14 protein-coding genes and 2 pseudogenes are annotated in these 14,254 nt (G+C 57.6%); 6 read left to right on the plus strand and 10 right to left on the minus strand.

Features of this window, described 5'->3' with window-relative positions:
- Positions 1-1,098 precede the first annotated feature (1,098 nt).
- From C7G41_RS36120 to C7G41_RS36140, 4 genes are all read left to right on the plus strand, one after another.
- Positions 1,099-1,455: a hypothetical protein gene (locus tag C7G41_RS36120; protein ID WP_146159881.1), complete on the plus strand. Its 357-nt coding sequence runs from the start codon at positions 1,099-1,101 to the stop codon at positions 1,453-1,455.
- Positions 1,452-1,745 carry a hypothetical protein gene (locus tag C7G41_RS36125; protein ID WP_146159882.1) on the plus strand — a complete coding sequence of 98 codons (294 nt, stop codon included), beginning with the start codon at positions 1,452-1,454 and terminating at the stop codon, positions 1,743-1,745. Before C7G41_RS36120 ends, C7G41_RS36125 begins: the two co-directional genes overlap by 4 nt.
- 52 nt (positions 1,746-1,797) lie before the next feature.
- Positions 1,798-2,118: a nuclear transport factor 2 family protein gene (locus C7G41_RS36130; protein WP_146159883.1), complete on the plus strand. Its 321-nt coding sequence runs from the start codon at positions 1,798-1,800 to the stop codon at positions 2,116-2,118.
- An 804-nt stretch (positions 2,119-2,922) separates the two neighbouring features.
- Complete coding sequence (locus C7G41_RS36140; RefSeq protein ID WP_106946981.1) at positions 2,923-3,141, plus strand: hypothetical protein; 219 nt, start codon at positions 2,923-2,925, stop codon at positions 3,139-3,141.
- 146 nt (positions 3,142-3,287) lie between these two features.
- Here C7G41_RS36140 and C7G41_RS36145 read toward each other — a convergent pair whose 3' ends face one another.
- The 4 genes from C7G41_RS36145 to C7G41_RS38945 all read right to left on the minus strand — a co-directional run bounded on the left by C7G41_RS36145 (position 3,288) and on the right by C7G41_RS38945 (position 7,317).
- Positions 3,288-3,575: a hypothetical protein gene (locus tag C7G41_RS36145; protein WP_063993408.1), complete on the minus strand. Its 288-nt coding sequence runs from the start codon at positions 3,573-3,575 to the stop codon at positions 3,288-3,290.
- A gap of 433 nt (positions 3,576-4,008) precedes the next feature.
- Positions 4,009-4,353: a response regulator gene (locus C7G41_RS36155; protein WP_063996625.1), complete on the minus strand. Its 345-nt coding sequence runs from the start codon at positions 4,351-4,353 to the stop codon at positions 4,009-4,011.
- A 473-nt stretch (positions 4,354-4,826) separates the two neighbouring features.
- Entirely contained in the window at positions 4,827-6,788 is a 1,962-nt protein-coding gene (locus C7G41_RS36165) for a PAS domain-containing sensor histidine kinase (RefSeq protein WP_306768093.1), read from the minus strand.
- A 394-nt stretch (positions 6,789-7,182) separates the two neighbouring features.
- Positions 7,183-7,317, minus strand: coding sequence for a hypothetical protein (locus tag C7G41_RS38945; RefSeq protein ID WP_306768094.1), 135 nt, complete (start codon positions 7,315-7,317; stop codon positions 7,183-7,185).
- A 233-nt stretch (positions 7,318-7,550) separates the two neighbouring features.
- Here C7G41_RS38945 and C7G41_RS38625 point away from each other — a divergent pair, with 233 nt between their 5' ends.
- Positions 7,551-7,814: a hypothetical protein gene (locus C7G41_RS38625; RefSeq protein ID WP_245446899.1), complete on the plus strand. Its 264-nt coding sequence runs from the start codon at positions 7,551-7,553 to the stop codon at positions 7,812-7,814.
- A gap of 436 nt (positions 7,815-8,250) precedes the next feature.
- Here C7G41_RS38625 and C7G41_RS36185 read toward each other — a convergent pair whose 3' ends face one another.
- The 6 genes and pseudogenes from C7G41_RS36185 to C7G41_RS36210 all read right to left on the minus strand — a co-directional run bounded on the left by C7G41_RS36185 (position 8,251) and on the right by C7G41_RS36210 (position 13,255).
- Positions 8,251-8,712 carry a hypothetical protein gene (locus tag C7G41_RS36185; RefSeq protein WP_245446900.1) on the minus strand — a complete coding sequence of 154 codons (462 nt, stop codon included), beginning with the start codon at positions 8,710-8,712 and terminating at the stop codon, positions 8,251-8,253.
- A 321-nt stretch (positions 8,713-9,033) separates the two neighbouring features.
- Positions 9,034-9,273 (minus strand): annotated as a pseudogene (locus C7G41_RS38630) (hypothetical protein); the annotation flags it as partial.
- A 15-nt stretch (positions 9,274-9,288) separates the two neighbouring features.
- The gene (locus C7G41_RS36195) at positions 9,289-11,175 is read right to left on the minus strand and encodes a sensor histidine kinase (RefSeq protein ID WP_106946986.1); all 1,887 of its coding nucleotides are present in this window, start codon (positions 11,173-11,175) and stop codon (positions 9,289-9,291) included.
- A 90-nt stretch (positions 11,176-11,265) separates the two neighbouring features.
- Positions 11,266-12,156, minus strand: a complete 891-nt coding sequence (locus C7G41_RS36200) for a carbohydrate porin (protein WP_158268087.1) — start codon at positions 12,154-12,156, stop codon at positions 11,266-11,268.
- Complete coding sequence (locus tag C7G41_RS36205) at positions 12,153-12,605, minus strand: hypothetical protein (protein WP_106946988.1); 453 nt, start codon at positions 12,603-12,605, stop codon at positions 12,153-12,155. Before C7G41_RS36205 ends, C7G41_RS36200 begins: the two co-directional genes overlap by 4 nt.
- Positions 12,606-12,715: 110 nt before the next feature.
- Positions 12,716-13,255: a hypothetical protein gene (locus C7G41_RS36210; RefSeq protein ID WP_106946989.1), complete on the minus strand. Its 540-nt coding sequence runs from the start codon at positions 13,253-13,255 to the stop codon at positions 12,716-12,718.
- 886 nt (positions 13,256-14,141) lie between these two features.
- Here C7G41_RS36210 and C7G41_RS38635 point away from each other — a divergent pair.
- Positions 14,142-14,254: pseudogene (locus C7G41_RS38635) on the plus strand (DNA-binding response regulator); the annotation flags it as partial.

Raw genomic sequence — 14,254 nt, forward strand, 5'->3', positions numbered from 1 at the left:
CGTCCTTGTCCGGTAAGACGCGCCGGGCCTAACCATTCCCTGCTTTCCCCGTAAGGTTTGGCTGAGCCAGCATAGAGCGATTCTACAAGCGTCTTATAGGTCTACGTCTCTGTGACATCTCCATCACGGAAGCCCTCGTTGCGGGCGCGCGAGAATGCCGAATGATCCGGGACAGCAGATGATCTTCGGGTACCGCGTCGCCAAGACGAAACTCATAGAACAGTTGACCTTGGTCACTCTTCAGACGGCCCATCATGGATCGACCTCGCCGAGATTCGCGTCAACACAACGGAATCACGGTTCGTGACTTGTCTCAACCGACTTTTGCAACAAAATCGGCCCGCAGCGGACATTCGATAATCAACCGGCAGACTTCCCCAAAGGTACGCTTGGCACAAAGTGCATAGACCCTTACAATCCGGGCATGGCAGTCTTTCGCCTGCTAAGGTTGGGGGTAGAATGCTCAGTGCAAGCGAATACCGAAAGTTTGCTAGTCAGTACCGCACGCGAGCGCGGGTACGGGGCCTCGCATCCAACGAAGCCACGCTGCTTAAGAACATTGCGCGTACCTTCAGCACGCTGGCGAGCCAGTTCGAATTATTGGCCGAGTACGATGGCCCGAAGACCAGGAAGACAGGCCCGAGGCGCAATGATGGAGCGAATTGTTGAAACGCCCCATGCGGACCTCCTGAAACTAAAGCTGTTTCGTCGGCGGTTCCGTTGAAGCTGGCTCAAGCTCAGGTCGAAACCTTGGTAAATTGTAGACGTAACCGAACGACCTTTTCGAAGGGCTGCTGAGGTTATGGCCCCGGGCTCCTAGGCACTCCGGGGCCTCCTCTCCAAGGAGGTGGCAGTGGAAACCTTAGCGGATGCCGAGGCGCCCTCGAACGGATTGAGCGAGGCGCCGCAGAAGTCCAGATCAAGAACGCCGCAAAGCACTCCTAGAATACATTGAGGCGCATCGCGAGGTTATCAAGGAGCTGCGACGGCGGCTCTACAATTAAGGCCCCCTTAGTGGGCGACTGTTTCTTAGCCCGCAAGTGCCTTCCGCTGTGGCCCATAGCTGACCTGCTGCGAGCAGCCGGTGCAGGACCGCTTATGACCGAAAGCGGTCGTTTTGATCTGAATCAACACAAAACAACTGGCTTTTCCTTTCTTGCTTGCTTGATGCAGCAGTCAGAGCAGAAGAGATTCAACCTCACGCCTGCGGTTCGTCGCGCGATGATTGCGACCAATGACCAGAAAGTGTTTCGCACTGACGGACCGAACGGCAGCGCTTGGAAGAGCGAGCGCAATGGCGTCTCGCCGCGCGTGCTCTGGAAACTCCTCGCGAACGAACTGATCGAGGACGAGCCACAGACGGCCGTCGAGACGGCCGCATCCGCAACCATCCGCATGCGCCTGACTAAGGTCGGGCTGGTCATTTTGAAAGCGAGCTTAGACGGGAAAGCATGACGCGGCCGAAGATCATTAGGGGAACGTCCTCAATTCTAGGAACGAAGAACAAAGCCCTGAGTTGCGATTCTTTTGGGGCATTGATGCTCAACTCCGAGGAATACCGGCAGATCGCCGAACAATACCGAGAACGCGCCAACAGCGAGAAATCGACGCGCTTGGCCAATGTCCTTCTTAGCGTTTCCAATGCTTATCTAGTGCTGGCGAGCCAACTTGACCTCCTTGCATCGGTTGAGCGCCAAGAGAGCGCAAGGATCGCCAGCGGAAACGCTCCATCGACGAGCCCCTGAAGGGACACCCAACTTGTCGCTTCGCTAAGCCCTGGGTAGGCAAGACCAGGACATGAGTTCCTTTGACCCGATGGGCGCGGCCCTTGATTGGCTTGATGCCTACCTAGGGCGCGACATTTCAATCATCGATCTGTACGCGGGCAATGCCGCGCTGGAATGCAACTGCCATGGCCAGAGCACCGTCGGCCGAGCCGCGCTATACAAGTATTGGCGCCAGCGTTTTGCCGAAAAGCCCGCGGGCGCGCTGGCTGCGCTGACGACAAACGGCGGGGATGTCGTGATCTGCTACGCTGTGCCGGACGGCGTCGCGAGCAGGCTTCGTTCACGTTCAAAGCTCGTGGCAAGATCGTCCATTGCCAGTGCGGTCCTTTGAGGCCCGAGTGAACTTCACCGGTGCGCGCGCTAGGCTTGAGCGGGGGCTGATCATTTGGCATGCCTGCTTGTGGCCCTTAGCCGACCTGCCACAAGCAACCGGTCTAGGAGGCGCATCATCGAGGACTATGCCGCAAACCTCCGCGAACTGATCAGGAAGCTCCGCCAAAAGCTGCACTTCTGAGAGAGTGCGTATTCGATTGCAGTACCCTCCGATGTGGCGCACCGTTAAGCATCGCCGGCCAGAGGCTTGTCCATAGGCGTCGGTGCCTGAGAGACCAGTTGTGCTCCCGCCTCGACGGGAGCACACGTCATGGCCCTGCCGTTCCGCAGTGAAACCCTCGAGCTCTTAGATCGAGCGCAACGAGCGATAGATACCTCGATCCGACTTCGCCGCGAACGCCATGCTATACTGGAACAAATGCGAATGTGGCATGCGGCGATGGAACTTCGTCTAGGCCAAGCACGCGCCTTCGACAGCTCGCGGCATGCTGCCATAACTTACTTAAATGCAGAAACCCCCATCCGCGCCATGGTGGCGCATGATCGATTCGATATTCACCGAGGCCAAAGTTGCGCGAGAGGAGAGCCGCAGGCTGCGCAACGAGGCCCGTGCGCTTCGCCTCGCTCTGAGCGAACAACGTACCCTTCTCCGCCTTGCCCGTACCAATGCAGCGATGGCCCGGGCGGAGGCGACCGTGCAACGAGAAAACCTGCTCTCCTACAGTGAGCGGACGGCCACGCGAGATCCGGGCGGCCCGGCGCGACGCTAGGAACCATCCGGCACAGCGCCGATTTGAACCCCATGCCACGTTTTTACTTCGACGTTCACCATGTTGGCGGGATTATCATCGACGACGAAGGCATCGACCTGCCGGATCTGCGCGCGGCAGGAAAGCAAGCCCTGGTCGCCCTAGGTGAAGCCATCCTGCATGATGCGGACGAGCTAAAGAGTTGGGCGACAAAGATCGAAGTTAGAGACGCTGCACATCGTGTGGTGCTCCGCCGCTGTGGTCGTTTTTGAGGTTCTTCAATCCTAAAGCAATTCCACAGTGGGAGCACGTCGGCTGTGGCTTTTCGCTCTTGCGAGTTTCGGTCATTGATATCAGCTGGTGTTAGCCGAACGCCGAGCTACGCTCGCCTCGACACCCGCTTTCGAGCCGTTGCGCGTTAAGCGCGGTCCAAATCGACAAGATATGCTAGGACCAAGTCTTCGTTCTGAGCTTGGATAGCGACGTCTCGATAGATGATAATCTCGGCTTCATCGGCTCTGCGAATTGTCAACTTCGCCGTGGAGGAGCAAAGCGGGACGCCGTTCGATGTCATCGTGATCAGGTCCTCGCGAACCCAGTCCTCTTTGCATAACTCGAAGGCCTCGGAGAAATTCTTCGCCTCGAAGGCGAACGTAGCTTTGCCGTCAACGTCCATTGCGAATACGGATCCCGAGAAAACGGTCATTGATCTCACTATTGGGCATCGGTCAGCCGTGGGCCAAGTACGGTCACACGAATGTTTTGCAGGCGCAATGACAATGCGGGCGGGGGTAGTGTTATGGCATCTGTGCTTCTGATCGAGGATGAAGCGCTCATACGCATGATGATAGCGGACATGCTCGTCGAGCTAGGTCATAGCGTCGCTGGGGAGGCTAACGATTTGCACAGTGGGCTTTTGCTCAGTTCTCGGCCGGGCGCTGATGCCGCCATCCTCGACATCCAGCTTGGCGACGATAGTTCTGTCTCCATCGCGGAGGCGCTGCAAAGCAAAAGCGTTCCGTTTGCGTTTGCGAGCGGATATGGGCGGACGGCGTGCCGGAAGGATTTCGGAATTATCCGGTCCTTCAAAAGCCCTTCACAATCGAGGAGCTTGAACGCTGCTTAGCCACTCTGTTGCGTTAACAAACGCCAGTCGTCTGTTGCATCACGCGCGCGAGGTCTTCTTCAGAGAACGGCTTCCTGAGCATCGGGAAGCCATCACGCCTCCGCTCGCGGCCAGATAGCTGAAGAACCTTGAGCGTCGGACGAATGCGCGTGGCACGCTCCGCCAGTTCATGGCCATCCATGTTGGGCATGTTGATGTCGGTGATCAAGATCGAAATGTTTTGCTGGCGCGCCAACGTTTCCAGAGCTTCATCGCCGCTGTGTGCGCATACCACGTCGCAACCAATGTCTTCGAGCATACTCGCGATCACGTCGAGCACGTCGGCATCATCATCGACGACCAGAACTGTATGGGTCATGAAAGAACCTCTCCGTTTTAACATACGTGAAGTTGAGAGGTTCCGGATGTAATTCCTTTGTGGTTGAAAGCCATCGATGCAAGCGATGATCACGAGCAGAACACCGGACGGAAGCTGTGAGCGGCTGGCTCACGGCGCAACCCCGACCTTTGACGGAACCGGAACTAACTTTGTACGTTACGCCCCGGTGTATCGATTGGGAAACGAGATGGCCCAGCGAAACAGGATTATCCAATCTACCTCCCTTGAAGTACGGCTGAGCCAGGAAGCGAAGCGTCTTCGCGAGGAGGCCTTGCAACTTCCTCCAGGTGCTGCCCGCGAAGAACTGATCCGAAAGGCTCGGCAAGCGGAAACCGGTTCGCATATGAGCGAGTGGCTAACATCTCCCGGGTTGCAGCCGCCTAATTGACGGTTCAGATCGAGCTAGAACTTTATTTCTCTCGTCGTAGGTTAGCCTGGCATCGCCAGTCAGGTCATTCATTCTGGTCGAGAACTTCCCTCACGCGCAACGCGAGTTTTGCTTGGGAAATTGGTTTCTCCAGCAGATTTACGCCTTCGTCCAACCTGCCTTGATGGACGACGGCATTGCGCGAATACCCCGTCATGTACAGGACCTTTAGGTTTGGTCGAATTTGATGCGCGCGCCTTCCAAGTTCGCGTCCGTTGATTCCTGGCATGACAACGTCCGTCAAGAGAAGGTCCACCTTGGAGTCGTCCTGAAGAAGAATAGTCAGAGCGGCTTGAGCACTGCGAGCCGTAAGGACGCGGTAATTGAGATCGCGCAGGACGTCGGAAATATAGGCCCGGAGATCTTCGTCATCCTCGACGACGAGAATCGTCTCGTAAATCTCACCCTCTGCGCGTTCCTCAGGTACGATTTCCTCCGGTCGTGCGTTCCCGGTGAAGCGTGGAAAGTACATCTTGATCGTGGTGCCTTGCCCCACCTCGGTATAGATCTTTGCGTGACCTCCCGACTGTTTGACGAAGCCATAGACCTGGCTAAGTCCAAGACCCGTGCCGTGGCCCGGATCTTTCGTAGTAAAGAAGGGTTCAAAGGCGTGACTGAGAACGTCTGGCGACATTCCGCCTCCCGTGTCACTCACGCAAATGGCGACGTATTGCCCAGGCGCTAGCTCAGGATTGAGACGGCAGTAATCCTCGTCAGCGGAGATGTTGGCAGCTTCTAAGGTCAACTTGCCGCCTTCAGGCATGGCATCGCGAGCGTTGATCGCGAGGTTGACGATGGCTGACTCCAGATGATTGGCGTCCGCTTCGATTTGCCATAGTCCCGCACTCCCGACGGTCTGGACTTCTATGCGCTCTCCGAGCGTGCGTTGCAGGAATTCCTGAAGGCCATTGATGTAATTGTTCACATTCACCGGTTTAGGATCCAGCGCCTGCCGTCGAGAAAACGCGAGCAAGCGACTGGTCAACGCCGCGGCTCTCTGCGCGCCTCGCTTCGCGTTTGCGAGGGCGCGGTTCAGGTTGGGTCCGGCTAACTTGGCATGCCGTTCAGCTGTTTCGAGGTTGCCAAGAACGATCATGAGCAAATTGTTGAAGTCGTGCGCGATACCACCGCTGAGTTGCCCCACGGCTTCGAGTTTTTGAGATGCCGCCAGTTGGTGCTGGACGTGCTTTAACTCCTCCTCGGCCTTCTTCCGGTCCGTAACGTCGCGCGTGACCTTTGCATATCCAACGACGTTTCCAGCCTCATCCGTGATGCGATCAATGATGACTGACGCCCAAAAGCGGGAGCCATCTTTGCGTACTCGCCATCCCTCCGCTTCGAAGCGGCCATGTTCCGCGGCTTCGGCAAGCGCTCGCTTGGGCACTCCGAGTTCGAGATCCTCGGGAGTATAAAACGCGCTAAAGTGTCGGCCGATGATTTCTGACGGCGCGTAGCCTTTGATTCGCTGCGCTCCGGGATTCCAGGTCGTCACGTTTCCAAGCGGGTCCAGCTGGAAAATCGCGTAATCGACCACGGCTTCAATTAGCTGGCGGTAACGCCGCTCACTGTGGAGAAGTTCTTCGAGGGCTTGCTGCCGCTCGGTGATGTCTCGCGTGACTTTGGCAAAGCCAATAAGTTCACCGCCGTCATTACGGACAGCGTCAATGATCACAGAGGCCCAGAACCGACTCCCGTCTTTGCGGACTCTCCATCCTTCAGCGTTAAAGCGGCCTTCTTGGGCAGCAACGCTCAAGGCGCGCTGTGGCAACTCTTTGATACGATCTTCGGGGGTATAAAACGAGGCGAACGACTTGCCGATGATTTCATCAGGCGAGTAGCCCTTCAATCGCTGGGCACCAGAGTTCCAGCTGCGGACGGTGCCGTCCAAGTCGATCATGTAGATGGCGTAGTCCACGATTGCGTCGATGAGCAATTGAAGTCGCGCGGTATCTCCGATCCCGTCAAGCTTTGACCGAGGGCTTTGCAAATCGTGGGCTCCAATGGCGGGGATTAGCGAACAACTGCACAGACAGCATATGGTTCCGGAACGGGAGAGTATAGGATGCACAAGGCAACGCTCGGTCGAATGGCTGAATGAAGATCCTGAGCAAGTCGCCCTGGAGCCTGCGCAAAACCAACCTCGCGCGGCTGCTGGCGCGCCCGGTCGACGGCATCCAGCTCGCGCGTTCGAGCAGGGCGAGGTCGGCCCGGACCTATTCCGCCACGTCTGCCAGCTTGACCTTGAGGGCTGGTGTCGAAGCATCGCGACAGCTGGTACCGCGCCGGCCGCAGCGAACAATGGATCAAGGTCAAGAACCGCTCACACCCGGCGATGGAGGCGTTGGTGCCGTGATCAATCTCCGGCCTCAGACCGATTAGGGCTAATGCAGGCGGCGGCGGAGTTGCTTGATGATGGCCCGCAACTGGTCGGCGTAGTCGGTGATGATCCGGCGCGCCAGTTCTGTGCGCGACAGCCGGCGCCTTTTACCGACGCGTTTTTTGACGGGTGATTTCACGCCACCACGCTCTCTGCACGACCACAGGATGCGTTGAGCTAGATCAAGCGCGAGCGTCCGTCTGTCTTCATTGAGCCATGGCCGGAACGGGGGCTGGAACAACCGATAGCGCCGAACTGGGGCTCCGTTGATCTAGGTCAACGTGAGCGAATCCAGGGATGCCCACGCTCTGTTGAGCCGCATCGTGACGGCTCCAATCATCTTTCAGTTCCACAAGTGCGCGAGGAGCCGCCATGCATTCGAGGAAGCGTCTTTCGATCAAGTCAGCAACAGTAGCCGGGCTTGCTGCTAGCGTTCTGTTGGGGCTTGCAGGCCTCACGCTGAATGCAGCGCCAGCCAGCGCGGTCGTGTACTGCACCTACGTTGGATATCCTGGCGGGTGCGTTGCCCGGGCAGGCGTCGTGCTCAGGCCTCGCCCTGTGGCGCGTGCCGCTGTCCGTCACAACGCTGGTGGCAATATGAATGGCGGCGTCAATCGCGTCGGTGTTCGGCGGTAAGACAGTTTACATGCGGGCGCTTCGGTTTCCCGGACCTAGCGCCCCCGTGTTGCTGGAGCCTAAGCGCCGCGCCAGACGTGCAACACGCCTTCGCGAAAGCCGCCGACGAAATGGTCGGACACGTCCTCTGGCAGTATCTCGCTGAGATCATCGAACGAGCCGCTGACCATGGTCGCAAGCTCATGTGCTGAAGCATGCTCCGCCCATCGGCGCCCCAGCTCCAAACCCCGTTGGCGATCTTCCTCTGCGTCCATCGTCTCGGCTGTCTCTCGCGTTAGCAGGCCCCGACAAGGCTGCTGACCACGCCGGGGCCTTCTACGTTCTCGCCAAGCTTAGGAAGCTTGGGGGCTGGAAAGATCGGCGAGGCGCACCCCAGACAAGCACAATCCCAGTGCTTGGCTAGTGCACCTTGTGCCAATGCAGCTGCGACCGCGGCCTACTGGCTGCCTCCAAGCGCACGCCCCAGTCGTTCGAGTTCAAGCGTGACACAGAATAGGGCAAACAGTGACGCTACGAGTTGCAGCCCGCGTCGGGACATGAGCCAAAGATCGGCACCTTGATTGATCTCGGGCAAATGTCTGAAGAACACGACGCCGAACAGCGACCCACCGAAAATGAAAGCAAGGCGCCCTAGAAACAGGAACAGGTGACTTAAGATGGGATTGGAGCGCTGAGGGGGAAGCGGAACGCGTTGCAGCCGATACCAATAGGCGATTTGCATCACAACAATCATGATTGGCGCTGCAAGATTGTCGGAACGTTCGAACGGCAGCTGCTCACCTGGATGGATTACCAAATGTCTAAATTCGGGCAGTCCGTCCAAGATAATAAAGAGCGCTCCTGTCAGTTGGCCCAAGAGAAGAAGCAAATAGAGGGCTCTCGATTTCAAGTTTGTCATGCTGGAGATCCGTCCCGTCCCTAGGCCGCTGGCAGTGCGTGATGCACCAGCCTTACGTTATAAGTCGGGTGCCCGACAAAGTGTCCGCTTGGACAGCCTGACGGTCTCGGCAAGAGCCGTTAGAGGTTGCAACTGCAAGCAGAGCATAATGTTTGCCCTCATCACTGCAAGGGCCGCGAGGCTGGGTGAAGGGGGCCTCAAATGCCTACAGTCGAACAGTGCAGAGCGTACGCGGCACACCACAAAATTCTTGGAGCTAATCCGAGAAATTCCGACCGCCAAAGGACGTTGTTGTTGAGCATCTCGCGTAGCTGGACGGCGCTAGCAAACCAACTTGAGAGCCTTGCTCTCGTCGTAAAATCGGAAGGGAAGTAAGTCGCCTAAACTGCGGCGAAGCTGGAAGCGGACTTGGCAGCGAGGTCTGAGCGCTTCGCGCATCGGCGTTTCGTTTCTGAGCGCGTCATCCGGCAGCGGTCGTTGCAATGCCTTGGCTTCATCCCACGGTGCCCGCATCCACAAGTCCCACTCTTCGTCGGTCGTCGGGATCACGGGCATCGCCTTCATCACCGATTTAGTTCAACCAACAAGAGGAAGCCTGATCCGGAACGTCGCCCCGCCGTGATCCCGATTTCTTGCCGAAATATGCCCATTGTGCGCCTCGATAATGGTGCGCGCGATGGACAACCCCATGCCCATGCCTTCGGCCTTGCTGGTGTAGAACGGCTCGAAGACCTCTTTCAGTTTGTCTTCGGGAATGCCATGGCCGCGATCAGACACGGATAGCTGAGCAAATTTTTCGACGCGCGAAGTCCGGATGCTGACGATCCGATTTTCACCGGGCACGTCTGCCATCGCGTCCATCGCATTAACGACCAAGTTGGTAACGACTTGCTGGAGTTGGATGCGATCTCCGATGATTGGGAGTGCGGCGGGCGCGAGGAAAGTTTTCAATTCGACTTTCCGCCCGACCCCCACCGCCGAAAGAAATTCGACGGCATCTCGCACGACTTCGTTGAAGTCCAAGTTTTTCGGGTCGAAGGGTGCCCTTTTCATCACGTCACGTATCTTTCGAACGACGTCACTTGCGCGTCGGTTATCCCGTACAATATCGTCAACGATCTCATTCAGCTCCACGATGTCAGGGTTCGAAGATTTCAGAATTGCCTGTGCCGTTTCGGCATTCGTCAGCACAGAGCCGAGCGGCTGATTGATCTCGTGGGCAATTGTTGCGGTAAGTTCGCCTGCCGTCGAGAAGCGGTTAACGTGCGCAAGTTCCTTCATGCGCTGCCGCGCCTGCATTTCGGCCAAATAACGCCCACGACGCTGACTTAGCAGGGCCGAGATAAGCCCAGCCTGCACGAGAATAACGGCGAGCGTGAGCGCGATTTGCCACGAATAACGCTGCCATGCCGTCGGCTCCCGAAACAGGACCTCGCTCCCCGGCGGGAGGCGGCTCTCGCTGATGTTCCAGCGCTCAAGTTGCCGCCAATCGTATTTCGGCGCTGGGAGTTCTATCGGAGGAACCCTGATGTCACTTCCCTTCTCGCCTCCCAACATTCGCACGGCAACAGCAGCAGTAGGGCGAGCAGCCTCGGCCGGTGAAAACATCGGGCCGCCAACAGCGACATCTCTACCGAGAGGCGTGTTGATCTTAAAAATCGGCGCGTTGGCGACCTCGGAGATGCGCTTGATTGGGTTCTTGTCTCCATAGACGGCACCTGCGCCGTCCACCATCAGCTGCTGAAAAAGGATTGCACTATGCGGCGGCAACTTCGCAACCGCTTTCAAAATCTCCGCGAAGGGCCGCTCGTTGTAAAAGATCAATTCAACCTTGTTCTTCTCGATCAGCCGCTTCAGTTCCTGTTGCAGGTCGCCAATCCACAATCGCTCAGCGGGAGAGTTTCCGATGATCATCGCGATTGTCTTCGTCTCCGGCAATAGCCGCAGAATGTTTTCGATAACAGCCACATGATCGTTCCGCAACGCAACCACGGCGTCTTGCTCGGACAACATGGATGGTTCAATCCGGAGAACATCGACTGACGCGAGCAGCATCGGAGTAGTCGGAAACAGGTCCGGCCTGTGTTGCTGGACGAAGCGAGCCGCGGGTCCACCAAGAGAAACGATCAAATCGGGCGGCGATTGAGCATAGAGCGCCCCAAGATATTCAACAAATTTGGCTTCAGTTGCCGTGTCGCCATTCCGAGCCGTGACGATGGAATGGTCTTGAATGTCAAGCGGCCATGGCGACTGTCGGACCATTTCATCGCAGATTTCCTTGCCCCAAACGGCCCACGGCTCGAAATTCTGGCCATACGAACGAAGGAGCAGGATTGTTTTCGGCTTAGCGGCAGTTTCGCCAGACTTAGACTGAGCCGTAGTCCCGCCAATTGAGACCAAAAGAACGACGACGGCGGCGACCCACATATAGACAAGCCGCCTCGGGGTGCGTGATGCGGCCATGCGGCCCCCATGGGGCGCGACCAGTCGGTACAGGATTTCCCATCGCCCGGTTAGAGGATCCAACGTAGCTGCCTCATCGCCCGCATTGCCTTACCAGTAGATGACCGCGTTGGCCAACAGATTGAGGGCACTTCCGGTCTGGGGTGTATAGATCACCGGCGTGGGATTATTGGTGTAGCCGAGCCCGATGCCAACACGAATTCCGGGCGCGATTGACGCATAGTATGCTGCGGTGACCGAAAAATTGCCGGTATGCGCGAGTTGGCCGCTCCGCAATGCGGCTTCGACCACATAGTCGCTAAAAACATTTCGGGAGAAAACCAAGGATACCATATCGCTTGGCCGGGACGGCAGAAGGCCTATCCCGTAAAGGCGTGCCTCATAATACTGGCTGACGCGATTGAATTGCGGCGGCGCGAACATTGCGCTGGCGCCCGCATACCATCCCCTCGCGGCCTGACCTTCTACTGGGGCCAATTGGACAAATTGTCGATCCGCCAGAAGATAAGCTGCGTAGTTGCCGGTATTCCGTCCGCCAAATTCGAAATCGACGTATCTGCTGGAGTTGACGATCCCTGCGGCACGCACCCAGGTCGCAAGCTGGCCGGGGGCGGCCTCCTTGCGATAACCAACCTCGTCGATTGCGAGAGCCCCGCTGTTCGGTGTGGACCAGTCGAGGCCGGTCGGGTTAGCAGTCTTCTCAGCGACAGGACCATCGGGACTGCTCGCGACCTGCAAGCCGAACTTGTTGTAAAGTCCGCCGGGACCATTGACCTTGATGTTGATGGCCGGTTTCGTCAAAGCATAAGCGCTAAGGCCAGCCTCCACCGTTATTGATCCGCTCGGTCCAAAGATGCTGGACGACAAATTGCCCGCCAGAAAGCCTCCCCAATATTCGAAAGCATTGTTCAGATACCCAACCTTCAACTCTACCTGCTTGTTCAGGAAGGTCTGATAATAGCTGACTGTCGCGAGGCTCAACGCGTTCGGCCCGCCGGGGTCCCATGTGTCAAAATTGTAGATGCCGCCAACCACGATCTGCCGTCGGAAATACCGTATCTGCTGAGGTCGAAAGTCATCTGCATCACATTATTCGTGAAGAAAGTCGGCTTCTGACCGTTATAGACCTGCTTGCCGAGCGTACTCTGTTCCGCAGGGAGCACGTTGTCGAAAAAATTGTTGTTGCTGTAGCCGATGTATCCGATCCCGAGCGCTGCGAGACTTGATCGAATGCCCGCGAAATCAGGATCGATGGTATCCTGCGGGCCGGGCAGCGCTACGGTAAGCCCCTTGATCCGAAGCGACTGGAAATCCGGCGTCGGCGCGGCTGGAGCGCTGCCGAATGCGGTGTTTCCCGTCAACTCTGCCGCATGGCATGTCGCCCGCAGAAGGAGTGCCGCACACATCGATAGTGTGATCGTCTTCAACATGCAGGCTCAATCGAAAAGGCAAGATGGCACAAGAACGTGCCAGCAGTACGCTGACACGATTAACCGACCTCATCAAGTAGCGGATACAATGAGGTTTCCTCCTCCGTCAGTCAGTCCTGCTCATCGAGCGGCGGCTCACCGCACTTGTCGGCCATCTGCTGGCAGACGTTGGCAATCTCGGTGCGCACCTCGAACACGACCCGCTCAATGCTGCGCCGGATCGCAAGATCACCACGCGGTGCGCACCGCGCAGGCAGGCTCGACAATGCGGTCAGGGTGACACCGGCAATCCCATCGATCAGCGCATCGACATCCTCTCGGCGCACCAGTTCGCGCTTCTTTTCCATGAGCCGCAGTTGCAGCATCTCGGTCTTGACTTTGACGTGATCAGCGTCCGCTTCCGCGCGGGGCGATTGCTGACGCTCGCGCCGCAAGTGTCGCAGGTAGGCAGCGCGGCTCTGATCGAGCGGGAAGCCCTCAGCTTGGCGCAGGATCACGCCTTCGGCTTCGAGCTTGCCGACGTAGGTCCGGCTGCAATCGAGGTGCAGCGCCAGTGCCGACGCGCTGACGGTCGTCGGCTTAGCGGATCGCTTTCGAGAGACCGCCGCCCTGGCGGCGGTCGGGCGCTCATTAGTGACGGTCTCAGCCATCGTGTTCGTTCCTGTTGCGTTGCGGAAGGATACCTCATTTCCGCTTTGGCCGCATAGCGGACATGGCTGGGCTGGCCGCAGTCGCGACCCGGTCGCGAATTACTCACAGTGGTCGAGACGACGTCTGGGAAGTTCGGCTGATTCGCATTGACCATGCACGCTGTAAGCGCATGGCCTATATAGGTCGCCAATGCGAGAAACGCTCGATGAAACGGATGCGTCTGTAGCTAATGCTGGTTGGAAATAGCGATCAACCTCATTGTTATATTTGGGCCGTTGCTGCTCTTCATCGCTTTTGATGCTTTCCTGCAATCCCGCGATTTCGCGCTACCGCGCTGGTCCTATGGATTGCCGAGCTGTTGGGCCGTCGTTTCAGGATGGGTTATTTTCTCCTGCACCTTGCGTGACAACTGCCTATGACTGCTATTCACGAGTAGCCATTTCTCCCATTCGCGTCATTTCGCAGCGCCGCGGAATTTGGTCGCTTCCGACGCTTGAGTAGGACGCGCCGCCCCTGCAAACAACCACGGATTTCTGGGACCAGATACCCTCAAAAGATACGGTCGCGCGGTCCCGCCAGTTAGTCACACGGCCCAAAGTACCTTGGCGACCGACGATGGGGGTCGTCACCCTCGACGGTCAGCGCCTCAAGGGCCGTGCAGCCAAGGCCGATGTGAGGCGCAACGGCGCGCCGCACGGGCCACGGATCGCACCGTCACCGCGTCATAGTCACCACCGCGACGCGACGAGACGGCAGGTAACGCAGCGGTGGCACAAACTGCATGTCGTCTTCGAACGGACAGATCAGCCATGCCCCCAAAGAGGAAAAAAAGATACTCAATTACTCTGAATTTCCCGGTACCCTCTTTTCAACGGAGGGGGACCGGTGCAGGGGCTTGTGCATATTGTTGACGACGATCTATCCTTTCTGACGGCGATGGAGCGTCACTTGAAGCACGCCGGTTATGAGGTCGCCGTCTATGCGTCAGCACAGGCGTT

The organism is Bradyrhizobium sp. MOS002 (genome assembly GCF_003020115.1).
In the GTDB taxonomy this organism is placed as follows: Bacteria; Pseudomonadota; Alphaproteobacteria; order Rhizobiales; family Xanthobacteraceae; genus Bradyrhizobium.